At 70.4% G+C, this 21,116-nt stretch carries 24 protein-coding genes, 2 pseudogenes and 1 riboswitch; of the genes and pseudogenes, 8 read left to right on the top strand and 18 right to left on the bottom strand.

Annotated features, from left to right (window positions below; genetic code table 11):
* Positions 1–6: 6 nt before the first annotated feature.
* Positions 7–513: a DUF2269 domain-containing protein gene (locus ACFY3L_RS44320; RefSeq protein WP_389339106.1), complete on the bottom strand. Its 507-nt coding sequence runs from the start codon at positions 511–513 to the stop codon at positions 7–9.
* Entirely contained in the window at positions 510–695 is a 186-nt protein-coding gene (locus ACFY3L_RS44325) for a hypothetical protein (RefSeq protein ID WP_389339108.1), read from the bottom strand. The genes ACFY3L_RS44320 and ACFY3L_RS44325 overlap by 4 nt, the downstream gene beginning before the upstream one ends.
* An 83-nt stretch (positions 696–778) precedes the next feature.
* On the opposite strand from ACFY3L_RS44325, the gene ACFY3L_RS44330 reads away from it, so the two are divergent.
* Positions 779–1,354 carry a TetR/AcrR family transcriptional regulator gene (locus ACFY3L_RS44330; protein ID WP_389339110.1) on the top strand — a complete coding sequence of 192 codons (576 nt, stop codon included), beginning with the start codon at positions 779–781 and terminating at the stop codon, positions 1,352–1,354.
* A gap of 32 nt (positions 1,355–1,386) precedes the next feature.
* On the opposite strand, the gene ACFY3L_RS44335 is transcribed toward ACFY3L_RS44330, so the two are convergent.
* The 4 genes from ACFY3L_RS44335 to ACFY3L_RS44350 form a co-directional block, all read right to left on the bottom strand.
* Entirely contained in the window at positions 1,387–1,599 is a 213-nt protein-coding gene (locus ACFY3L_RS44335; RefSeq protein WP_389339112.1) for a heavy-metal-associated domain-containing protein, read from the bottom strand.
* On the bottom strand, positions 1,596–2,738 hold the full coding sequence (locus tag ACFY3L_RS44340) for a sulfite exporter TauE/SafE family protein (protein WP_389339114.1): 1,143 nt from the start codon (positions 2,736–2,738) through the stop codon (positions 1,596–1,598). The genes ACFY3L_RS44335 and ACFY3L_RS44340 overlap by 4 nt, the downstream gene beginning before the upstream one ends.
* Before the next feature lie 164 nt (positions 2,739–2,902).
* Positions 2,903–3,526 carry a DUF305 domain-containing protein gene (locus tag ACFY3L_RS44345; RefSeq protein ID WP_389339116.1) on the bottom strand — a complete coding sequence of 208 codons (624 nt, stop codon included), beginning with the start codon at positions 3,524–3,526 and terminating at the stop codon, positions 2,903–2,905.
* Between the two features lie 97 nt (positions 3,527–3,623).
* Positions 3,624–4,019, bottom strand: a complete 396-nt coding sequence (locus ACFY3L_RS44350) for a hypothetical protein (RefSeq protein WP_389339118.1) — start codon at positions 4,017–4,019, stop codon at positions 3,624–3,626.
* A gap of 123 nt (positions 4,020–4,142) precedes the next feature.
* On the opposite strand from ACFY3L_RS44350, the gene ACFY3L_RS44355 reads away from it, so the two are divergent.
* Positions 4,143–6,272: a copper-translocating P-type ATPase gene (locus tag ACFY3L_RS44355; RefSeq protein ID WP_389339120.1), complete on the top strand. Its 2,130-nt coding sequence runs from the start codon at positions 4,143–4,145 to the stop codon at positions 6,270–6,272.
* A gap of 59 nt (positions 6,273–6,331) precedes the next feature.
* On the opposite strand, the gene ACFY3L_RS44360 is transcribed toward ACFY3L_RS44355, so the two are convergent.
* The 3 genes and pseudogenes from ACFY3L_RS44360 to ACFY3L_RS44370 all read right to left on the bottom strand — a co-directional run bounded on the left by ACFY3L_RS44360 (position 6,332) and on the right by ACFY3L_RS44370 (position 7,915).
* Entirely contained in the window at positions 6,332–6,721 is a 390-nt protein-coding gene (locus tag ACFY3L_RS44360) for a hypothetical protein (protein WP_389339122.1), read from the bottom strand.
* 135 nt (positions 6,722–6,856) lie between these two features.
* Positions 6,857–6,931 (bottom strand): annotated as a pseudogene (locus ACFY3L_RS44365) (zf-HC2 domain-containing protein); the annotation flags it as partial.
* A gap of 42 nt (positions 6,932–6,973) precedes the next feature.
* The gene (locus ACFY3L_RS44370) at positions 6,974–7,915 is read right to left on the bottom strand and encodes an NlpC/P60 family protein (RefSeq protein ID WP_389339123.1); all 942 of its coding nucleotides are present in this window, start codon (positions 7,913–7,915) and stop codon (positions 6,974–6,976) included.
* Positions 7,916–8,445: 530 nt separating this feature from the next.
* On the opposite strand from ACFY3L_RS44370, the gene ACFY3L_RS44375 reads away from it, so the two are divergent.
* From ACFY3L_RS44375 to ACFY3L_RS44390, 4 genes are all read left to right on the top strand, one after another.
* Complete coding sequence (locus tag ACFY3L_RS44375) at positions 8,446–8,790, top strand: hypothetical protein (RefSeq protein WP_389339125.1); 345 nt, start codon at positions 8,446–8,448, stop codon at positions 8,788–8,790.
* 92 nt (positions 8,791–8,882) lie between these two features.
* Entirely contained in the window at positions 8,883–9,791 is a 909-nt protein-coding gene (locus tag ACFY3L_RS44380; protein ID WP_389339127.1) for a hypothetical protein, read from the top strand.
* 78 nt (positions 9,792–9,869) lie between these two features.
* Positions 9,870–10,241, top strand: a complete 372-nt coding sequence (locus tag ACFY3L_RS44385; protein WP_389339129.1) for a BlaI/MecI/CopY family transcriptional regulator — start codon at positions 9,870–9,872, stop codon at positions 10,239–10,241.
* Positions 10,238–11,167 (top strand): M56 family metallopeptidase, encoded by a 930-nt coding sequence (locus ACFY3L_RS44390; protein ID WP_389339131.1) that lies wholly within the window; start codon positions 10,238–10,240, stop codon positions 11,165–11,167. The genes ACFY3L_RS44385 and ACFY3L_RS44390 overlap by 4 nt, the downstream gene beginning before the upstream one ends.
* Before the next feature lie 131 nt (positions 11,168–11,298).
* Here ACFY3L_RS44390 and ACFY3L_RS44395 read toward each other — a convergent pair whose 3' ends face one another.
* Both ACFY3L_RS44395 and ACFY3L_RS44400 read right to left on the bottom strand, forming a co-directional pair.
* The gene (locus ACFY3L_RS44395; protein WP_389339133.1) at positions 11,299–11,955 is read right to left on the bottom strand and encodes a hypothetical protein; all 657 of its coding nucleotides are present in this window, start codon (positions 11,953–11,955) and stop codon (positions 11,299–11,301) included.
* Between the two features lie 553 nt (positions 11,956–12,508).
* Positions 12,509–13,927, bottom strand: a complete 1,419-nt coding sequence (locus tag ACFY3L_RS44400; protein ID WP_389339135.1) for an MFS transporter — start codon at positions 13,925–13,927, stop codon at positions 12,509–12,511.
* Between the two features lie 88 nt (positions 13,928–14,015).
* Here ACFY3L_RS44400 and ACFY3L_RS44405 point away from each other — a divergent pair, with 88 nt between their 5' ends.
* A complete protein-coding gene (locus tag ACFY3L_RS44405; protein WP_389339137.1) occupies positions 14,016–14,603 on the top strand; it encodes a TetR/AcrR family transcriptional regulator in 588 nt (195 codons plus the stop codon).
* Positions 14,604–14,842: 239 nt separating this feature from the next.
* On the opposite strand, the gene ACFY3L_RS44410 is transcribed toward ACFY3L_RS44405, so the two are convergent.
* The 7 genes from ACFY3L_RS44410 to ACFY3L_RS44440 form a co-directional block, all read right to left on the bottom strand.
* Positions 14,843–15,235, bottom strand: coding sequence for a methyltransferase family protein (locus tag ACFY3L_RS44410; protein ID WP_389339139.1), 393 nt, complete (start codon positions 15,233–15,235; stop codon positions 14,843–14,845).
* A 55-nt stretch (positions 15,236–15,290) separates the two neighbouring features.
* Positions 15,291–15,563, bottom strand: coding sequence for an SHOCT domain-containing protein (locus ACFY3L_RS44415; RefSeq protein ID WP_389339141.1), 273 nt, complete (start codon positions 15,561–15,563; stop codon positions 15,291–15,293).
* Between the two features lie 27 nt (positions 15,564–15,590).
* A complete protein-coding gene (locus ACFY3L_RS44420; protein WP_389339143.1) occupies positions 15,591–15,833 on the bottom strand; it encodes a hypothetical protein in 243 nt (80 codons plus the stop codon).
* 259 nt (positions 15,834–16,092) lie between these two features.
* Positions 16,093–16,800: a DUF305 domain-containing protein gene (locus ACFY3L_RS44425; protein ID WP_389339145.1), complete on the bottom strand. Its 708-nt coding sequence runs from the start codon at positions 16,798–16,800 to the stop codon at positions 16,093–16,095.
* Positions 16,801–17,324: 524 nt separating this feature from the next.
* Positions 17,325–17,864, bottom strand: coding sequence for an FMN-binding protein (locus ACFY3L_RS44430; RefSeq protein ID WP_389339147.1), 540 nt, complete (start codon positions 17,862–17,864; stop codon positions 17,325–17,327).
* 24 nt (positions 17,865–17,888) lie between these two features.
* Positions 17,889–19,199, bottom strand: coding sequence for a ferric reductase-like transmembrane domain-containing protein (locus ACFY3L_RS44435; protein WP_389339149.1), 1,311 nt, complete (start codon positions 19,197–19,199; stop codon positions 17,889–17,891).
* 58 nt (positions 19,200–19,257) lie between these two features.
* The gene (locus tag ACFY3L_RS44440) at positions 19,258–19,920 is read right to left on the bottom strand and encodes a C39 family peptidase (RefSeq protein ID WP_389339151.1); all 663 of its coding nucleotides are present in this window, start codon (positions 19,918–19,920) and stop codon (positions 19,258–19,260) included.
* Between the two features lie 412 nt (positions 19,921–20,332).
* A riboswitch (cyclic di-AMP (ydaO/yuaA leader) is annotated at positions 20,333–20,475 on the bottom strand.
* A gap of 236 nt (positions 20,476–20,711) precedes the next feature.
* Here ACFY3L_RS44440 and ACFY3L_RS44445 point away from each other — a divergent pair.
* Positions 20,712–21,116, top strand: a pseudogene (locus ACFY3L_RS44445) (hypothetical protein); the annotation flags it as partial.

A 21,116-nucleotide genomic window follows, 5' to 3' on the forward strand; every position in this document is an offset into this window, starting at 1 on the left:
CCCTTGCTATGAAGCCGCTGCGGCGCGGCGCAGGCCGAAGCCGGTGATGCCGCGCGGCTTGTACACCGACAGCACCGTCGCGACGATGAGCAGCACCAGACCGGCTCCCGCGTGGACGAGCGGTGACGGACTACGAAGCTGCGCCAGGGACACTGCGGGGTCGCCGGCACGGTCGGCGAGCAGCCCGAGGGTCTGGGTGTAGAGCAGCAGCACGCCGGTGGCGACCACGTTGATCGCGAGCTTGAACAGCACCCAGTAGTGCCGCACAAGCCCCCACACGGTGCCGAGGGACTGTGCCAGCCCGGTCAGCAACGACGCCACGCTGATCGGCACGAGCACCGTGCGGCCCAGCACGTCCATCGCCAGGTAGGCGGCGCGGACCACCTGCACGTCGCGCGAGGTCAGCGCGGCGGCGGCCAGGGCGAGGGACGCCGCGACCGCGCCGAGCCACCCGACCGACGCGGCGACATGGACGGTGAGCATCGCCTTGCGCAGCGGCGGCGACATCCTCACCGCAGCCACCCGGCGGCGCCGTCGACGGCCGCGGGTGCTGATGCGCCGTGCCCGCCCATGTGTCGTCCCGGGCCGTGACCGGTGAGCAGCGCGATGAGCAGCAGCACCACCAGCAGGATCGCGACGACGCTGGCGACCTTCACCCACCGCGGCATCCGCGCCGCGCCGTGTTCGTTCGTCATCTCTCCCCCGGGCCATTTTTAAATACAAGTTGTCTATGACCGCCTCATAGTGTCACGAGAGTGGCGAGACGTACAGTGGGGAGGTGCCGAAGCTGTGGAACGACACGATCACCGAACACCGCCACGCCGTCCGCGACGCGGTCCTGGACGCCGCGGCGGCACTCGTGCACGAGCACGGGCTGACCGGGGTGACGATGTCGCAGCTCGCCGCCGCCGCCGGGATCGGCAGGGCCACGCTGTACAAGTACTTCCCCGACGTGCAGGCGGTGCTGCTCGCCTGGCACGAGCGGCAGGTCACCGGGCACGTCCAGCAGCTCGCCGCCGCTCGCGACGAGGCCGGGGAACCCCTGGAGAAGCTGGCCGCGGTGCTGCGCACGTACGCGCTGATCGGCCACCGCCACCACGGCACCGACCTCGCCGCCGGGTTGCACCGCGGCCCGCACATGGCCGACGCCGAGCAGCACCTGCACGCACTGATCCGCGATCTGATCGCTGACAGCGCCGCGGCCGGCGCCGCTCGAACCGACGTGGACGCCGCAGAACTGGCGCAGTTCTGCCGGCACGCGCTCGGCGCCGCAGCGGACCTGTCGTCAGAGGCGGCGGTCGAGCGCCTCGTCACGGTCACGATCGCCGCACTGCGCCCCGAACCGGCAGCATGACACCGTCAGGTGACGGCCGGTTCGGGGCGCACTCAGCAGACCAGTTCGGCGCCGTAGCCGGCGGCGGTGATGGCGGCAGCAAGGTCCTGCGGGTCCAGGCCGTCGTGTTCGACGACGGTGCGCCCGGTGCGGGCGCTGGTGGTGCTGCGCCGTACGCCGGGCAGATCCTCGATGGCGTCGTCGATGCGGAGCCCGCAGCTGGCGCAGTGCATGCCGGTGACGGTGAAGGTGTGCGTGGTGCTCATGCGGGGCGCTCGGTGATAGTGAGCTTTCCGGTGTACATGCCCATGCCGCAGCTGTAGTGCAGCGTGCCCGGTTTGACGGTGCCGAGTTCGATGCGGGTGTCGCCGTTGACCGGCAGGGTCCACTGGCGCTTGAGGGCCGGGATGACGAAGGAGCGCACGCAGCCCTGGGCGCGGCTGGAGCGTACGACGAAGGTCGTCGGCAGACCCGCTTGGATCTGCACGTTGGCCGGTGTGTAGGCGCCGGTGCGGGCGGTGATGACGACGGTTTGCCGCCCGTCGGTGATGCTGACCGGCCCGGTATCCGCGCTGGCCTGTGCGCCCTGTCCGGCTGGGTCGGCGATGGGTACGGCCGGTGGGCCGAGGCCGGCGGCGTCGGCGATCCGGCTGGCCGACAGCGGTGAGCCGGTCAGCTCAAGGCCACCGTTGAAGGTGTAGGCACCGAATCCGACCAGCAGCACGCCCGTCGTGATGGCGAGGCGGCGTTGCCAGGCCCCGCGCGCTCGGGTGGCGGCGGTGGTGAGCAGACCGAGGGCGGCGAACAGTGGGCTGGTGCCGGCGACGAACACCGCCATCGTCGCGGCGCCGGCCACCGCGGAGCCGGATGCGACGGCGAGGGCCATCACCGACAGGGTCACCCCGCACGGGATGAGCACGGTGGTGAAGCCGAGGATCGCCGGGGCGAGCGCGGTACGGGAGCGGGCCCGGCCGCGCACGAGTCGCCTCCAGGAGGCTGGCGGCTCGATGACGAGGCCGCGGAAGCCGCGAACGCCGAGTTGCGCGAGCCCGAACACCACGACCAGGACACCGGCGGCGAGCTGCGCGACGGCCCGAACGTGCAGCGACAGCGTCAGCGCGGCACCGGCGGCGCCGAGCAGCAAGCCGAGCAGTGTGTGCGACAGGAGCTTGCCGGCCAGGAACGCCGCCACGGGCGCGGCGTCGTCGCCGAGCCTGCGCCAGCCGCCACCAGGCGACTGACGGGACACCTGCCGGCCGGCGGGCGGCCCGCCGGTGACGGGCGCGCCTGCGGGTATGGCGGCACGTTGCCTGCTGAGCAGGCCGGTGAGCAGGCCGCCTTGGACGGCGGCGCAGGACAGGCCACCGGCGAACAGGCCGGTGAGCAGGACAGCGAGAAGGTTCACCACGGCATCCGGTTCTGCCGCGCCGGGCGCGGCACTCCACCCGGGACGCATGCCCCGGGTACGTCGAAGATGGCGCCGGCCTGTCGCAGACCGCCGCTTGGCGAACCCCGCGGGTGCGGTACCGCTGCGCACCGGTGCCGCACCCGCGGGGTGACGCGGAACGCCTACAGCTTGGCCAGCATCCCCTGCATCTCGGTGATCTCCGCGGTCTGGTCCGCGGCGATCTTGGCGGCAAGCTGCTTGGCCGCCGGGTCCTGACCCTGGGCCTGTTCCGTCTTGGCCATCTCGACCGCACCCTGATGGTGCTTGATCATCATCTGCAGGAACATCGTGTCGAAGTCCTTGCCGGTGGCCTTGGCGAGGTCCTGCATCTCCTGGTCGGTCATCATGCCGGGCATCTCAGCCATGCCGCCCATGTCGTGGTGCATGGCGCCGGGGCTGGGGACCGGCTCGCCCCAGGCGGTCAGCCAGCCGGACATGGTGGCGATCTCCGGCTCCTGCGCCTTGGCGATCTTGTCGGCGAGGGCCTTGACCTCGGGTGTGGCTGCCTTGGACTGGGCGGTCTTGGCCATGTCGAGGGCCTGGCGGTGGTGCGGGATCATGTCGTTGGCGAACTTGACATCGGTGGCGTTGAAGGTGGCACCGGATTTCGGCGCCGCGGCGGACGTGCGACTGCCGTTGCCCATGTTGCCGTGGTCCATCCCGCTGTCGCCGCAACCACCGGCGAGCAGGGCGAGGCTGAGCGCGCCGGTGGCCACCGCGACCCGGCGAAGGTTGATCGTGCGCATGGTGAATCGAGCTCCTGGAGATTCGAAACGGTGACGCGGACGCGTCAGGACGTCGCCGCGGGCAGAGCCAGCGGCATCATTCGACTCAGGAGCCGACCTACGTCAGCCAGACCGACAGCACGCTGCGCGACGGCGGGCCGCAGCCACTGCCGCCGGCCGCGTCGGCCGCGACGGTGACGGTCAACGGCAGGACCGTCGAAACGGGCGGCGCCGCGTGTGACGCCACGACGGTCGGCGTAGGAGCGCCGATGGCCGGCGGCAGGGCGGACTGGCACATGGCCGTGGCGTGACCGCCGCCGTGCGGCGAGCCCGGACAGGGATCGTGGTGCCCGTCCGAGGTGCACGGCGGCATCGCCTCGACGGGCATCGCCGCGCCCGCGTGCACGGCCGGTGGGAGCGGAGCGGCGGCGAGGGTGTGCATCCACGCCACACCGAGCACGAGCAGCACCGCGGCCAGAAGCCAGACGCGCGACCGTGCACCGGCAGGCTGCATGCGGTGGATTCGCACCACTCCCGGACCACCTCCTACGCGACATCGTAGACCGTGCCGCAGAACACCATCGTTTGCCATCCATACCCCCCGGGGGTATGTTCGATCGGACGGAAGGAGCCGGCCATGACGCATCCCCAGCACACCGCTACCCCCGGCCACGACGAAATCGACAACCACGCGCACGGTCACCACACCGGGCACGACCACCACCAAGCCCGGGGTCACCCGCACAGCGACCAGCACGGCGGGCATGACAAGCACGCCGGGCACGACCCGGAGGTCTTCCGGCGCAAGTTCTGGCTCAGCCTCGCGCTGACAGTCCCAATCGTCGCGACCAGCCACATGGTGATGGGCTGGCTCGGCTACGACCTCGACTTCCCCGGCATGGCCCTCGTCGGGCCGGTGCTCGGCACGGTGGTGTTCCTGTACGGCGGCTGGCCGTTCCTCGCCGGCGCGGTGGCCGAGGTCCGCGATCGCGCACCCGGCATGATGCTGTTGATCTCGATGGCGATCACCGTCGCCTACACCGCGTCCTTGGCGACCAGCGTCGGCTGGTTCGACCTGGAGTTCTGGTGGGAGCTGGCCGCGCTGGTCACCATCATGCTGCTCGGGCACTGGCAGGAGATGAAGGCCATCGGCCAGGCCAGCGGCGCCCTCGCTGCGCTCGCCGCACTGCTGCCCGACGACGCCGAACGCCTCGACGCCGACGGCCGGCCGCAACCGGTGCGAGTCAGCGACCTGAGCGTCGGCGACACGGTCCTGGTCCGCTCCGGCGGCCGGGTGCCCGCCGACGGCCGCATCGTCGACGGCCGCGCCGAGCTCGACGAGTCGATGGTGACCGGCGAGTCCCGGCCGGTCCCCCGGACCGTCGGCGACCGCGTCGTTGCCGGCACAGTCGCCATCGACTCCGCCCTGCGCGTCCAGGTCGACGCCGTCGGCGACGACACCGCCCTCGCCGGCATCCAGCGGCTCGTCGGGCAGGCCCAGCAGTCCCGCGGCCGGGCGCAGGTCCTCGCCGACCGGTTCGCCGCCTGGCTGTTCTACATCGCCGCCGGCGCCGGGCTGCTCACCTTCGCCGCCTGGTGGGCGTTCGGCGACCTGAACGGGTCCGTGGTGCGGACCGTCACGGTGCTGGTCATCGCCTGCCCCCACGCGCTCGGCCTGGCCATCCCACTGGTGATCTCCCTGTCCACCGCCGTCGCCGCCCGCGCCGGAATCCTGGTCAAGGACCGCCTCGCGCTGGAGCGGATGCGCACCGTCGACGCGGTGCTGTTCGACAAGACCGGCACCCTGACCAAGGGCGCGCACACCGTCACCGGCGTCGCCGCGACAGCCGGGCTCACCGACCGGCAGGTGCTGCACACCGCCGCCGCCGTCGAGGCCGACAGCGAACACCCCCTCGCGCGGGCCATCGTCACCGCCGCCGGGCGAGACGGTGCGACGGACCTGCGCGCCGAGGGATTCCAGTCGCTGACCGGGCGTGGCGTGCAGGCAACCGTCGACGGGATCCGCTACGCCGTCGGCGGCCCAGCCCTGCTGCGGGAGCTGCACGTCAGCCTGCCCGACGAGATCGCCGCCGCGGCCGCGGCGTGGGCCGGGCGGGGCGCCGCCGTGCTGCACCTCGTCCGCCTCGACGACGACACCGCGCACGCCGTCGGCGCGCTCGCCCTCGAGGACGAGGTCCGGCCCGAGGCGAAGGAGGCCATCACGCAGCTGCGGCGGCTGGGCGTCGGCAAGATCGTCATGATCACCGGTGACGCCCGGCAGGTCGCCGACGCCGTCGCCGCCGACCTCGGGCTGCGGCCGGGCGTCGACGAGGTGTTCGCCGAGGTCCTCCCGGCCGACAAGGACCGCACCGTCGCCGAACTGCAGCGGCGCGGGCTGCGGGTGGCGATGGTCGGCGACGGCGTGAACGACGCCCCGGCCCTGGCCCGCGCCGACGTCGGCATCGCCATCGGCGCCGGCACCGACGTCGCCATCGAATCCGCCGGTGTCGTCCTGGCCTCCTCCGACCCGCGTGGTGTCACCGGCGTCATCCGGCTGTCCAAGGCCAGCTACCGCAAGATGATCCAGAACCTGGCCTGGGCCGCCGGGTACAACATCGTCGCGATCCCCCTCGCCGCCGGCGTCCTCGCCTGGGCCGGGATCACCCTCAGCCCGGCCGTCGGGGCCGTGCTGATGTCCGCGTCGACGATCGTCGTCGCGCTCAACGCACAACTCCTACGGCGGGTCCAGCTCACCCCCGAGCGGTGAGCCGACCCGAGCACTCCAGGCGCCGTCCGGCATGCCAGCTGCCGGACGGCGCCCCGCTGTCACACCGGCTGCGGGACCGGCAGCGGGGCGGTCCGGTGCAGGCGCGCGAGCCCCACGACAATCAGGTAACCGGCGAACGCGGCACCATGGCTGAGCAGACCCGCGACACCAACCGTGCCGGTCACCAGGTCGTACGTCTCCCCCGCGGCGAGAACCGCCATGAACGCCGTCAGCATCGGCAGCGCACCGACCGACCTGGCCCGACGGCCATCGGCGTCGCGCCGCCGACCCGGGACGGCGATCCAGAGGAAGCCGCAACCGACCGCCACATTCCACGCGGCGAGCTCATGCACCAGATGCGCGGCGCCGCCGGTATGCGCACTGGCGATCTGCATGACGCCGAGCGCCACCTGGCCGGCACCGACGGCGCAGAGGATGATCCGCAGCACGACGGCGAGCCGGCCACGCCGGGGCCGGAACCCGGCCAGCAGCGTCTCGGTGGACGGCATGCCCGCCGGCACCGGCCGCAACCGGGCCAGACGGGTCACTGCGGCCGCGTCCCGCTGCCACTGCCGGCACGGCGCGCACCGCGCCAGGTGCGCGTCGACCCGCGCCGGGCTGATCGGCTCGTCCTCGCCGTCGAGTCGGGCCGAGATCGCCTTCGCGAATTCGTTCGCAGTCCAGCGTCACAGTGTTCCCCGTCAGCCGGGGCGGCGGGCACCCATGTACGGCATGGTGTCGATGCGGGCCATCCGGACCGGCACTCCCGCGCGGGATGCGTGCACCATCAGATTGTTGCCGACGTACATGCCGACGTGATGCAGGTCGCTGTAGAAGAAGACCAGGTCGCCGGGGCGCAGGTCGGCCTTGCTGACGGCGCTGCCCTGCTTCCACTGCGCACCCGTGTAGTGCGTCAGCGACACGCCCGCGGCCTTCCAGGCGTACTGGGTGAGCCCGGAGCAGTCGAACGTGCTGGGGCCGACGGTGCCGAACACGTACGGTTTGCCGATCTGCGCGCAGGCGGTCTTGACCGCGGTGCCCGCCGCCCCGCCGACGTACACGGCCGGGCATTGGCCGATGTACAGCGAACTCTTGGGCACGTCCGTCACGCCGAGCTGCCGGCGCAGCGCCTGCAACCGGTCGACCTCCGCCTGGATCGACTTCTTGCGGGCGGCGAGCTCGGTCTCCTGTGCCTGCTGCTGCGCGACGAGGGCGTCGATCTTCTCCTTGTCGGCGGCGTACCCGTCACGCAGTTGCGCGACGGAGGAGATCTGGTCGGCGCTGTTCTTCGCGAGACGGTTCAACGTCGCCAGTTGCTCGGCGAACGTCTGCGGAGAGTCGGTCGACAACAGCACGCTGAGCACCGACGCGTTGCCGTACTTGTACTGCCGCGCCGCCATCACCCCGACCTCCTGCATAGCGGCGTCCACCTGCCGCTGCAAGGGCGTGAGTGTATCGGTGAGCGTCTTGGCCTTCGCCTGGTTCGCCAGGAGTTGGCTGTGCAGGTCGTTGTACTGCTCGATGACCGGCTCGAGCTTCTCCCACGCCTCGTCGAGCTGCTTCTCGACCTCGGGCAGCGACGGCTCCGCATGAGCGGAGACGGACGGCACCAGCCCGATCAGTGCAGCAGCTACGATGATCAATAGTCTGCCTACGACCCGGAACCTGCGATCGGTACGGCCCACCGAAGCGACGCCCTTCATTCGACCACCGGCCAGATGAAATCCGGCGAGCCAAGCCGACCAGGACCTGCTCAGGCTAGACGCCGGACAGCATGGCGGAGCCTGCCTCAGGGCCTCCGGGGGGAGAGACCAACGGCCAAGGTAGACCGCGCCCAACGGTAGGGAGGTCGTAGCGTGCAAGCAAGCCGCTGGCCGGAGTCCTTCACTGAGGCGCAGGGCAGTTACACAGGGTTACGTAAACGCAATGAACCATCACCGAGACCGAGCGTCTCGCTTACACGGCGCAACCCATGGCGCCAACGCCGCCCCACCCAGACGACCGCTCCGACGATGCGTCGGACAACGGCATGCCCTGACCGCACAGCGCGGCAGCAATCGCGTCACGCATTCGTCCGCTCAAACGACCGGCACCACCGATGGGCACACACCATGGGAGGCCCTACACTCCTGCTCCTATGAACAGTAGGAGACGTCGCGCTGGGCACACGGCGATGATCGACCTGCAGCCGGCGCGCTGGGCGACACTGCTGGTGCTGTTCGTCGCCGGCTGCACCGCCCCCGAAGTCCCCACCCTGCCGCCAGCCAGTCCGACGACCGCGGAGGCCGTGCCGACGGGGCGGAATCTGGTCGGCACCGTGAACCGTGTCAGCCCTACAGAACTCGTCCTCGACGTCTACGGCGGCCCACCTCCCCTGGTATTCCTCATCAGACCGAAGGACCGCCCCAACGTCGACGTGGCGACCCTCGCGGCACTGGTGGGGCGCCCCGACCGGGTCCGTGTGTACTACGAAGTGATCGACGGCAAGGACTACGTCCTGCGCGCCGAACGCGCCTGACAGCACGTGCGTCGATCGTGAACCCGCCACCGCAAGCACCGCTGCCACAGGCCCCCGCTGCCACCGGCGCCTGGCTGGCGACGCGGCGCCTGATGACGATCGAGACTGCGCTGTTCCAGGTGGCCGCCACCCCAGCGAACTTCCGCCGATTCGGGAAGGTCACGTCCGGGCCGAACGCTTCACTGAATCCGCAGATGCGCGTGGCGGCCCTCACCGAGGTCGGCAGCCACGCGGTCGTCGGGGCCACGATCAAGAGCTGCCGGATCGCCGAACGAACGAGCGCGGCCACGCTCGCTGACAGGCTCCATGCGGGCATGCTGGTGTTCGCCGGCCCGAAGCTGTTCTCCTACGCAGCGTTCACCGGGCTCTCCGCCACCGGAGCCGACCTCGCCTGGCAGATCGGCAGAACACCGCGCATCTCACTGCTGCACCGACTGCCGGACGGTTCCCGACTGGCGCTGTTGCAGCCGCGCGGCGTCGCAGCCGAACGTCACGCGCAGCTTGCCCTCCAGGCCGAGGCAGATTGGCAGCTACCCGTCGAACAAGCCCGCCTGGTGCGTGTACTGACGTACAGCACCACGACACATGGCCGCCGGGTATCGGTCAGGCTTCTCACCACCGTGCTCGATCCAAGCCAGATGCCCGCCTCCGACCTGATCGACGCGCATCAGCGGTGGACGCGCACGACGTCCGCCCTGGACACCGTGCGAACCTGCCTCTGTGGCGAAGAGGTGCTCCGCTCGCAGCTTCCCGCCCTGGTCGAGCAGCAGATGTGGGGATTGCTGCTGGCACACCACGCGATCAGGGCACTGGCCACTGCAGCGCCCGCCGGTTCACCAACACCACATCGGAGCTTCGACGGCGGACCGGGCGTCTTCCCCGGCGCGGACGGCAGTCGTTTCGCGGCCCTCCTGCACAGCGTCCACTCGAGCAAGCTGTCGGTGACATGCGCTCGTCAGCGTGAACTCGGCAGGGTGCCGACCACGACCTACTCCTGCTGACCATCGGAGGTCGCACCCCAACGATCGTGGCCATGGCCGTAGCATCGTGCTTCGGGCACTCGGGATGCAGGAGGTGTGGTGCGCGGGTTCGGCGAACTGGAGTCTGCGGTGATGCAGCAGCTGTGGGACCGGGGTGCGCCGGCGACTGTCCGAGAGGTCCTGACGGATCTCGTCCGCCAGCGGGATCTTGCGTACACCACCGTGCTGACGGTGATGGAGAAGCTGTACCGCAAGGGCTACCTCGATCGGGAGCCGCAGGGCCGGGCACACGCGTACCGTCCGCTGGTCAGCCGCGAGGAGTACACGGCGCGGCTGATGCGCGAGGCGCTGACCGACAGCCGGGACCGCGCGCAGGCGCTGGTGAACTTCGTCGGCCAGATGACCCTGGACGAGGCGATAGCGCTGCGATCGGCGCTGACGAGCTATGAGCGGAAGATGCTGGGACAGTGACTGCGCTGCTGCTGACCGTGTACGCAGCCGGGCTGGTGGTCATCGCCGGCCCGCGGCTGGCCAGGGCCGGTTGGGTGCTGCGCGCTCCCGGCCTCGCGATCTTCCTGTGGCAGATGGTGTGCGCCACGGTGCTGATCTCGGCGGCACTGGTCGGTGCGACGTCGATGCTGCACTGGGACGACACCCACTCCGTCATGTGCCAGGCGTGGCAACTGTGCCTGGATGCGCTGCAGGGCGCACACGGTCGGCCGGCCCAAGCCGTCGCGATGCTCGGCGCGACGCTGCTGACGTTGATCGGGGCACGGCTGTTGATCGGCGGATGGCGCGTCACCGTCGCCGAGCGACGGCAGCGACGTCTGCTACGGACCATGTTGCGCATGACGGGCACCAGACTGCCGGTGATCGACGCAACGATGGTGCCGGACGACCGTCCGGCCGCCTACCTCGTGCCCGGGGCCGCAGACGTCGTGGTCACCTCCGGCGCCGTCGACGCACTCAGCAAGGAGGAGCTGCAGGCGGTGATGGCCCATGAACGAGCTCACGCCTCAGGCCGTCATTACCTGCTGTTGCGGACCGTCCGCCTGCTGCACAGAGCGTTTCCTCGTGTCCAGCTCTTTTCCATGGCGCTCACTCAGGTCCATCGGCTGGTCGAGCTGCGCGCCGATGAGGTGGCGGCCCGGTCGAATCCACCACTGACGCTGGCCCGGGCACTTGTCGCGATGGCAGAGGCTGGGACACGGCCCGCCGGGGAGCAGGTGGTGCTGGGCGCCGACGGCGGCGACACGGTCGAACGCCTCGACCGACTGCTGCAGCCACCAATGCCGTTGCCGTCGCCTCTGGTCCGCGGTGTGGTGGCGTTGGGCGCATTGCTGCCCGTGCTTCCCCTGTTGATCGCCGCGGCTGACCGGTCTTCCCTGTTCGGTTAGATCGTCCCGGAACACCCGGACCTCGATGCGGCGGCAAGGACCGCCGGCGGCATCCTCAGTTCGTCAGTTGTGGGATGTTGAACCAGGTGAAGGGCGCCCACGGCACTGAGCCACCAACGGCGGGACACCGCTCACGGCGCCGTGTACACCGAAACGGCGGTGGACGGCCGGTCGGGCAGCGGACTGCCGGTGAGGTCGGCGTAGTGGCCGGCGAACTGTAGCCCGGCATGCTCGGCGAGTAGGTCGAGCTCCGCGGGAAGCACGTACCGCAACCGGTTCGGGATCACCGTGGTGCCCTGGGCGGTGTGCGTGATGCGGAGCGTCTCGATGCTCTGGTTGACCGGATCGAGCCGACCGGCCGTCAGCACGACGCTGTCGGGCAGCCAATGCTCCACCTGCAGTGAATGACCTTGATTCCAGCGGTCCGGGTCCGGCACGAAACCCTCGACAACCAGCGCGCCCCCGGGAGCGAGGCGGGCGGCCGCGGCGTTCAGGCATCGCCGTTGCGAGGCCTGATCCGGCAGCAGAAACAGCGTGGAGAACGCGATCAGCACGCAGCCGAACGGCCCGTCCGTCGGCGGCTCACACATGTCCCCCAGAGCGCCAGCCGCGCAGCCGTCGCCACCCGGCGACAGGTGCGGACATGGCTCGGGATCAGCGCGCTCATCGGCAACGTCGTCGACGTCCCATCCGGACACTGACACGGACACGGTGATGGCATCGGCGATCTGACGGTCGTCGGTGCAGCAGTGGCGTGCCAACGCGGACTGCACCAGCAGCCCGATCACCAACCCCACCAGCAGGACGCGGACAACTGATCGCCACGTCTGCGTGGACGGCGACCCGCCGGGCACACTGCCACCCAACCGTCCGCACCTCCCGCCAAATCTCCTACGCAGGATCGTAGACCTGCCGACGAAGCGCAAGCAGCCATTCGTACCGCCCTTGGACGGTGATCCGGCCAACTTCCAAGGCGGCGAAGCGCAGGTGCCGATGAGCGCGACCAACTGTGCCCTCCGTGCTCCCCATGCCCGGCGGACGCACCCGACGGGCTGGGACGCGTCGATGACCGACAGGCTGTACTCGCCCTCGTTGGCGACCTCCACCGTGCGAGTAACCCCGTCCGCCGACGCGCACGCCGCAGTCATGCCCGGGTCGCCAGCGTCTCGGCCGACGCAGCTCCTGCAGGCGGTGCCGAGTCCGCGTGCCGGACGACGGCGGATCTCGGCCCCGGTCCAAGGTCGCTACCGGAGCCGAAGAGTCCGGCGGGAGAACCATGAAGGTTCGATGAAGGCGCCGCCAGCGATAAACGAGCAGCACAACGGGCGTCGTCACAGGCGGTCAGTGGACGTGCCGGACCGAACCCGCCGGAGGCTTGCCCGCCGGCACCAGGACCGCCGCGGCCGCGGCCGCGACCACCGCGACGATCGCACCGGCCGTCAGCCCGTGGGTGAACCCGGCGGTGGTCGCGCCGGTCGCGACGAGGCTACCCGCCGCGATGCTGGACGTGGCGGCGACGCCGACCGCCGCGCCGAGCTCATGGAAGGTGTTGAGCACTCCTGAGGCGACGCCGGCCCGGTGCGGGTCGACGTGGGCGAGCGCGGTGGTGGTCGCCGTGACGAACGTGGCGCCGAGCCCCGCCGCGGCGAGGCTGACGCCGGTGATCAGACCCAGGGTGCTCGTCCACCAGGCAGCGACGGCGAAGCCCGCCGCGGCGAGCAGCAGCCCCGCGACGCCGACGAGGCGGCCCCCGGCATGGTCGATCGCCCGGCCGGCGGTGTGTGCGCCGGCGATGGTGGCCACCGCGATCGGCAGGAACGCCAGGCCGGTCGACAGCGCGCTGTAGCCGCGGATGTGTTGCAGCCAGAAGGAGCCGATGAAGAACCCGCCGACGAGCAGGGCGGTCGCGACCAGCATGAGCAGTGCGCCGGCCGGCATCGCGCCGCGCATGAGCAGGCGCAGGTCGACCAGTGGCTGCCGGGCCGTTCGCTGCCAGAACCAGAAGCCCGCGTACAGCAGCACAGCGGCGCCGATCGGCAGCAGGGTGCGGCCGCCGGTCCAGCCGTCGTCGCCGGCGTTGGTGAGACCGTAGATGAACGCGCCGGTCGCCGCGGTGATGAGCAGCGCGCCCGGCAGGTCGGGGCGTTCGTCGCTCCGGATGAACCGGAAGCCGCGCAGCGCGTACGGCAGCAGGATCAGTACCGACGCGCCGACCGGCAGGTTGATGAAGAAGATCCACCGCCAGCCGGGTCCGGCGGTCAGCGCGCCGCCGAGCAGGACGCCGATGGCGGAGCCGGTGCCGCCGAGCATGCCCCACACGCCGAGCGCCTTGTGCCGTTCCGTGCCGGTGAACGTGGTGGTCACGATCGACAGGGCGGCCGGCGACATCAGCGCGGCGCCGACGCCTTGCGCGGCACGGCCGGCGATCAGCAGTGTGCCCTCGTCGGCGAGCCCGGCCAGCAGTGACGCGACCGTGAACGTGGCGAGCCCGGCGTACAGCACCCGGTGAGCGCCAAACAGGTCGGCGAGGCGGCCACCCAGGAGCATGAGCCCGCCGAACAGCAGGGTGTACGTCGTGACGACCCACGTCACGGAGGTGCGGGTCAGGCCGAGGTCGGCGCCGATGTCCGGCAGCGCGACGTTCACGACGGTGATGTCCAGGATGAGCATGAACTGGGCGGCGCCGAGCAGCCCCAGCGCGAGCCACCGCCGGGCCGGTGGGGCCGCCGCGTGGACGGGGTGCAGGCCATGGGAGGTCAAGGTCAGCTCCTCGATTAAGTCGTACCTAGCTGTACGAGTTACGAGCGAGACTAACTCGTATATGCTTGTACGAGATAGGGGGTTGCCTGTGGCATCTACGACACCGAACCGGCCGCGACGGGCGGACGCGCAACGCAACGTCGACGCGATCCTCGACGCCGCCCTGACGCGCCTGAGCGCCGACCCGAGTGCGAGCATCGCCGACATCGCGGCGGCGGCCGGCGTCGGCAGGATGACGCTCTACGGGCACTTCCGGACCCGCGCCGACCTGGTCGACGCACTCCTCGCAAGGCTGCTGGAGCACAGCAACCAGGTCCTGGACAAGGTGGACGTCGACGGGCCGCCGGCCGCCGCACTGAGCGACCTGATCGCCTCCGCCTGGCAACTGGTGCACCAGTTCCACAGCGTGTTGCTCGCCGCCCAGTCCGAGATGCCGGAGGAACGCATCCGCGCCCACCACGACCAGCCGATGCACCGCGTGAGCCTGCTCATCGAGCGAGGCCGAGCGGCCGGCGAGTTCCGCCAGGACATCTCCGCCAGCTGGATGGTCGCCGTCTTCTACAGCGTCCTGCACACCGCCGCCGCCGAATGCGCCGCCGGCCGGCTCGACGCCGACGACGCCGCCCGCACGATCACCGCCACCATCCTGGCCGTGTTCGCCGCACCAGCAACGTGAGCGCTTTGCGTATCGTCAATGACCTGTATTCGCGATTTCCTGACGATGATGGCCGTATGCGTGTGATCTACACAGCAGTGACGACCATCGGGTGCTCGGCGCGATGGACGAGCGCTTGGTTCACGACCAGCTGATCCGCCGGCACCGAGCGGGCTCCGCCACGGAAGTTACCCAGCGTGGTTCCGCGTTGGCCTTGGCCGGCACCATGGCTGCCTGATGACGGCCGACTGTCGGGCAACTCACCGGGGTCGATGTTCCGGCATGGTCGCCACGGACTGGCCCGGTTGGGTGGTCACCGACGGCCCTGCAGAGCACCACGGCCGGGGCAGGAGGCCAGGGGCCGCCGCGTATGCCCGCCAGGCGGCGCCGAATTGGTCGGCGACCTCACGTTCCTCCGCCCGCACCAGCCGGGTGTGGACGAAGACCAGGATCGGGAACATGACCAGCGTCGGGATGGTCGGCCACTGCAGCAGGAACCCGTCGTACTGCGGGCGGCGCACCCGCGCGTACGGTCCCGTCGTGGCCAGCCGGCCGGTGCGGCCGGCCTCGTGCAGCACCCTCCAGGCGGCGGCGATCAGCCAGTCCTGGCCGGCGCGCGGATGGAAGAAGCTGGCCGCGAACACCGCAAACACCGCGGTGTTGAGGAGGGCCAGCGGCCACAGCCCGTAGGCGGCGCCGCTGTCCAGGTCAGACTCCGGGCCCGTGGGTGTGAACGGCGCCGCTCAGGACCTGCAGCCGACGGGTGTACTCGTCCTCGTCGATCTCACCGCGGGCGAACCGGTCGGCCAGCACCTGCTGCGGTGTGGATTGGTGGCCGCTCGACGCATCGACCTGGCCGCCGCGACCCGCGTTGCGAACGAGCAACACGATGCCGGCGATCACCAGACCCCAGAACAGCAGGTTGCTCACGGTCATGAGGACGATGCCCCAGCCGCCCATGCCGTTGCCCCAGTACATCATCGTGATCTCCTCCGTCCAGCGGCCGGACTACTGCCGGCTGGCCGTGGGCGTCTGGTCGTGGTCCTCGACGGCCGAGCCGCCGTGTTCACCGGTTTGGCCCTGCCCGCCGCGGCCATCGTGCATGCCGCCCATCATCAACAGCATCATCATCGGACAGGCCAGCGCGAGCACCGCGAACAGCAGGACGTGCGCCGGCACACCGAATGCGACGGCCCCGACGATTCCGATCGCCGCCGCGATCGCGTACAGACCCCAGGGTTGGCGTTTCATGACGCCCCTTCATGCCGCTTTACCTCCATCGTGCTCGGAGCTATCCGGCGGGGGCATGGGCAAACGTCCCGTCATCTGGGCCTTAGGTCACGAGTCCGGGCCGGACGAGGTCTTACGCGCTGCAGCTCGGCTGCCGAGGCGGTCCGCGGCCATAGCGATCATCAACAGGTCGGAGAGGATCTCGACCCGTGGCCGGTTCGGTGCTACGCCGCGATGCTCCGGTCCGGGCGGGGCGCCGCGTCCCGTACGCCGAGTCTGGTCAGGAATGCAGTTGGCCGGCCATCTGCTGCATCGCCACGATCTCGGCCTGCTGCGTCTTCACGATGCGGCCGGCGAGAGCCTTGGCGTCCGGGTTGGTCCCATGGGCCAGCTCCGCCTGGGCCATCATGACCGCTTCCTGGTGGTGAGCGATCATCATCTGGAGGAACAGCTTGTCGAAGTCTGTGCCGGTCGCCGCCTTCAGCTTTGCCATATCCGCGCTGGACATCATGCCCGGCATCGTCGGCATCCCGCTGGGCATCATTCCGCTCGGCATCTTCCCGCTGGGCATCATGCCATTTGACGCTTTTCCACTTGGCATCATGCCGCTCGGCATGCAATGCATCCCAGGACAGCTTGGCATCGTGGTCGGCTGGCCCCAGGCAACCAGCCAGCCCTTCATCGTTGCGATCTCCGCCTTCTGCTCGGTACTGATCTTGGCGGCGAGTTGTTTGACGTCCGGGTCGGTCGCTTTCGTCTCGGCGAGGGCGGCCATCTCCACGGCCTGCTCGTGGTGCGGGATCATTATCTGGGCGAACATCGCGTCGACGTTGTTGAAGGTCGGGTTGACACTGACGCTGACGCTGCCCTTGTTCGGTGCCGTAGGACCACCGCCGCCGCTTGCGGTGTCACTGCAAGCGATGAGCGTGACGGCGGCAGTGAGGGCGGCGCCCACCAGCACGGCGCTGACTCGGGTGTAGTGCCTCATGGCGCACAACTCTCTCGACTCGGTGTGGTGAGCTGCCTCGCCCCGACCGGCTTCCCCGAGAACGCGGTCATTCCGAACGCGGGCGTCATCGCCCGGACGGCGTGACCTCGGAGCTGCCGTCCGGTCCACAGCCGGATTCGGCGCTGTCCCACACGCCCGGACATCCACGGCATGCTTCCCGAACCAGATGGCGTTATGCGAGCTCAACACCACGGAACAGGAACTCACCCGGGCACGCGCCGACGGCGTGCCTGATCCATCGCCGCCGCAGTGTGGGTCGACGGTCTGAGCGTGCCAATCGCCGCCGCGCCTGGCAGCGAGCGGGAGCCAGTACGTCGTGGACGCGAGCACCACCAGCGGTCCTCGTCTAGTTCGCGAGTCCACATCTGGGCCATGCGGTGCATCCCACCCCGGCGGCCCGGGTGTCGGCACGGGGCAGACGGGTCACTACGTCTCACCGGCTGCAGGCAACGCCGCGGGGCATCTTAAGCGCTGCTCCTATCCATCGTGTCCATCGTGCGAGATCACGGGGTGGCCCGGAACTGGGCGGTGTCAAGGGCGGCCTGCAGCGACGTGCGGTAGCTCTCGCTGGTCTGGGTTGCGCCGGACACCGAGTCGATGCGGGCGCTCTGCGACGTCAGGGCCTGTGCGCGCAGGCGAGGAACCGCGATCGCCGTGAGTTCGCGGGAGAATCCGCCGGGGGCTTGCAGGACGGTGACGTCGGTGATGGTGGCGTTGTCGATGCGGACCTGGACCTGGACCGGTCCCCAGATGGTGCCGACGGCCGGGCCGTTGACGACGAGGACGGCGCCGGACCGGGTCACGGTGCCGGGGCTGGGCGCTGGCGGGGCCGCGGTGGCGTCCGGGCCCTGCGGCGGGGTACCGGGGTCCGTGGTCGCGTCGGCGTGCTGCGGTGCCGGTGGTGCCGCAGTTCCCGGTGTGTCGGTGCCTGGTGCCGCGGCTGCGGGCGCCGGGCGGACCGGCCCCATGGTCGAGGTCCGGTAGGTGAACACCAGGACGACCGTCGCGGCCGTGCCGGCCAGCCAAAGCGTGATTCTGTGCACGCGGAACGTCTCCTTCGAGCCGAGCTACCAGGCGAAGTTTTCGAGGTGGATGCGGCCGGCGCGCACGCCCGCCTGCCGGGCGGCGCGGACCACCGCCTGCATCCACGCGTCGGGACCGCAGACGAACACGTCGTGATACCGGACGCCGGGAACCAGCTCGTCCAAGGTGGATGCGCTGGACCATCCGGCCGGCAGCCACGATCCGTCCTCGGCGCGGGCGCCCACCAGGTACCGCACGTCCACGCCGCGGGTGGCGGCGAGATCGTCGAGCTCGTCGCGGAACAGAACCTCTGGTTCGCTCCTGGCGCGGTAGAGCAGCGTCGCCTCGCCCGCGGCGTACGGCAGCTCTTCCAGCAGCGCTCGCAGCGGGGTGACGCCCACGCCGGCGGCGACCATCGTGACACGACGGGCGGTGCGCCGCTCGGCGGTGAGCCGGCCGTACGGGCCCTCGATGACCGCCCTCGTGCCGGGCTGCAGCGCGGCCACGGCACGGCCGCCGTCGCCGTGCGCCTTCACTGTGATGCGCAGCCGGTCCCGGCCCGGTTGCGCGGACAGCGAGTACGGATGGGCGCGGCTCCAGCCCGGGCCGGACAGGAACCGCCATTGGAAGAACTGTCCGGCACGGACCGGCAGCTGCTGCAGGCGCCGCCCGCGCAGATGGATCGAGTACACCCCGGGCGCCTCGGCCACGACGTGGTCGACCTCGATACGGTGCCGCAGTGTGCGCCAGGCGGGCAGCCCGAGCCGGCAGACGAGCACCGTGCCGGCGCAAGCTCCGTAGGCGCTCCACCAGTACAGCCGGGCCGACGGCGCGGTGAGGAAGTCCGCGCCGGTCCACAACTGGTGTGGCAGGGCCAGGCCGACGCCGAGGTAGGCGTACAGGTGCAGCAGGTGCCACGACTCGTAGCGCAGCCGGCGCCGCGCTGCCCGGATCGAGGTGACGGTGACCAGGACCAGCGCCGCGGTACCGACGACCGCCAGCAGCATCCCCGGGTAGTCGGCGACCAGCTCCCAAGCCTGGCGCACCAGGGACAGGTGGAGGGTTCGCGCGTAGCCGACGGTGATCAGCACGAGGTGGGCGAGCATCAGGTTGAACGAGGTGAACCCGATCCACCGGTGCCAGCGGGCCAGCCGGTCCTGGCCGTAGGTGCGTTCCAGGACCGGCACCCTGGCCATCAGCAGCACCTGGATGAGCAGCAGGTCGGCCGAGACCAGTCCGGTCAGCCGGCCGATGGACGTAGCGCCGCCGGCCAGCGAGCCGAGGCCGTGCAGACCGCCACCGGACACCCACAGCGTGACCACGAACAGGACGCTGGACACCAGGACTGAGCCCACGACAGCCGGCCACCACGACGCCGGCTTGCCACCGTCAGTTGATCGGCGATGCCGGGAATCAATACGAGTAGCCACGCGAGGAGATCCAGTCGGCCAGCTTGGGGGTGCTCAGCCAGTAGGTGCCGTCCCCGCTCGGGTTGGCCGGGTCGGCGATCTTCACCGTGCCGCCGCCGTCACGGTATCCGACGACCGTCAGGTAGTGACCGCCTTCGTAGGCGTGCACGGCACCGGCGGTGTCGGTCACGTGTCCGGCGATGTTCGCCACGATCGCCCGTCCGCCGCCGACCGTGGTCAGCACGTCGGTCCGGAGCTGCGCGGCCTGCGCGGGCGTTGCCGGGTAGACCGGGATCTCTCTGGTCTGGTATAGCGTGCGGCCGTGTCCGAGCACCTGGTTGAGTACGCGGGTGGTGTCGAAGGCCGAGTTCGTCCCGCTGGTGGTGGTGCCCAGCATGGCCGCGGCCTCGTCCTGACTGACGCCGTGGCCGGCCGCCGTGAGCGCGATCCGGGTGGCCGCCGGCCCGCAGTAGTAGTAGTTCGGCTGCAGCTGGAACTGGTACTTGAGGAGCATCGTCGTCGGCGCGGACGGCGGCGCGGCCGCGACGGCCTTCGGTGGTTGCGCGCCCGCCGCCGCGGTGCGCTCAGCCGGAGGATCGCCGAGCTGACTGAGCACGATGCCTGCCACGGCCGCCGCGGCGAGCAGCACGCACATGGTCACCGCCATCCGCGGCCGGCGGGTACCCCCGGCGCGGTGGGACTGCGGCTGTACGGATTCAGGGTTCACAATGAGTCTCCAACAGCCCGGAGCAGGGCGATCGATACGTGTATGACGTGCGACGACATGCGATGAACAGACATCGGGCAGCGAGCGGTGGTGTGCGCGGCGCACGCTCCAGCTCGCCACTCGGCAGCCGGACGGGTGGCGCACGGGGCATGGGCTTGCAGCACCCTGCCGCGCCGGAACGTGGTCTCACTAGCCGCTGCAACCGGAGCGGCCGGCATCTACGCGATTGTGACCATCCGCAGCGTGACAGCAGGCGGCACTAGCGAACTGTTGACGCCCCTCGGTGCTCGGACGGGCGGGCATGCACCCTGCGAGGACCTCGGCGATGGGGGTAGCGGCTGTGCACAGACAACTCTCCTTACGCGTCCGCCTACCGGGTCAGCTGACGGATTCGGGCGCGAAGGTCGCCCTACCACAGGCCGTCGGCCCACGGATCCACCCCAGACGTGCGGGGAGTCCCCGGCTCGTGCATGCACGACTCAGCGCGCCTGCCCCAGCGTCACCTGCCGTGAGCATGAACCGGACCAAGCGACCCATGACGTTACGCAAGGGGCACTGCCCTGCCAAGGCCCGCTAGCTGGAAGAAGCCGCACATCATCACCGCTCAGACCGACTACTCAATACGTTGACAGCATCAGGGCATGGGTCAGCTCTAGGGCTCATGCAGGTTATATGCGGTCACATCGATTGATCGCTGCCTCCTACCGCCAATAGGAGATAACTCACCCTCGGTGACGCCTCACCGGCGCTATCTGGACCTGCCGACGAACCTCGTTGCCCAACACGTCGAGGTTCTGCAGGATGCCGGCCTGCTCGTGCAGACCCTCTCCGAAGGCGCCCGCCGCCGCACCTCCCTGCGCCTCGAACCCGACACACTCGACTCCCTCGCACCGCCGCCTTACGCGACGTGCCACGGCTCGGGCGAGGGCGTCGCTGTGCGGGTCGATGTCGGCGGCGGCGTCCAGCAGCGCGGCCGCCTCGGCCGGTTGGGTGATCGCGACAAGGGCGGCGAGGCGTTGCCGGGCGGTGATTCCCTGCTGGCGGCATCGTTCGCGGGGCGCTTCGAGCCACGGCTGCGTCGCGGTGCCGCCGAGGTCGCCGGTGTGCAGGGCGATGGCGGCACGAAGCGACGCCGC

It is taken from the genome of Dactylosporangium sp. NPDC000521, assembly GCF_042898305.1.
Classification (GTDB): Bacteria; Actinomycetota; Actinomycetes; order Mycobacteriales; family Micromonosporaceae; genus Dactylosporangium.

What these genes read in the sequence shown, in the direction of transcription:
- ACFY3L_RS44420 (WP_389339143.1), bottom strand. Translation starts at nt 15,833, where the DNA reads ATGAAACGCCAACCCTGGGGTCTGTACGCGATCGCGGCGGCGATCGGA.
- ACFY3L_RS44440 (WP_389339151.1), bottom strand. Translation starts at nt 19,920, where the DNA reads ATGGCGGTGACCATGTGCGTGCTGCTCGCCGCGGCGGCCGTGGCAGGC.
- ACFY3L_RS44350 (WP_389339118.1), bottom strand. Translation starts at nt 4,019, where the DNA reads ATGCAGCCTGCCGGTGCACGGTCGCGCGTCTGGCTTCTGGCCGCGGTG.
- ACFY3L_RS44375 (WP_389339125.1), top strand. Translation starts at nt 8,446, where the DNA reads ATGATCGACCTGCAGCCGGCGCGCTGGGCGACACTGCTGGTGCTGTTC.
- ACFY3L_RS44380 (WP_389339127.1), top strand. Translation starts at nt 8,883, where the DNA reads ATGACGATCGAGACTGCGCTGTTCCAGGTGGCCGCCACCCCAGCGAAC.
- ACFY3L_RS44335 (WP_389339112.1), bottom strand. Translation starts at nt 1,599, where the DNA reads ATGAGCACCACGCACACCTTCACCGTCACCGGCATGCACTGCGCCAGC.
- ACFY3L_RS44415 (WP_389339141.1), bottom strand. Translation starts at nt 15,563, where the DNA reads ATGATGTACTGGGGCAACGGCATGGGCGGCTGGGGCATCGTCCTCATG.
- ACFY3L_RS44355 (WP_389339120.1), top strand. Translation starts at nt 4,143, where the DNA reads ATGACGCATCCCCAGCACACCGCTACCCCCGGCCACGACGAAATCGAC.
- ACFY3L_RS44345 (WP_389339116.1), bottom strand. Translation starts at nt 3,526, where the DNA reads ATGCGCACGATCAACCTTCGCCGGGTCGCGGTGGCCACCGGCGCGCTC.
- ACFY3L_RS44325 (WP_389339108.1), bottom strand. Translation starts at nt 695, where the DNA reads ATGACGAACGAACACGGCGCGGCGCGGATGCCGCGGTGGGTGAAGGTC.
- ACFY3L_RS44425 (WP_389339145.1), bottom strand. Translation starts at nt 16,800, where the DNA reads ATGAGGCACTACACCCGAGTCAGCGCCGTGCTGGTGGGCGCCGCCCTC.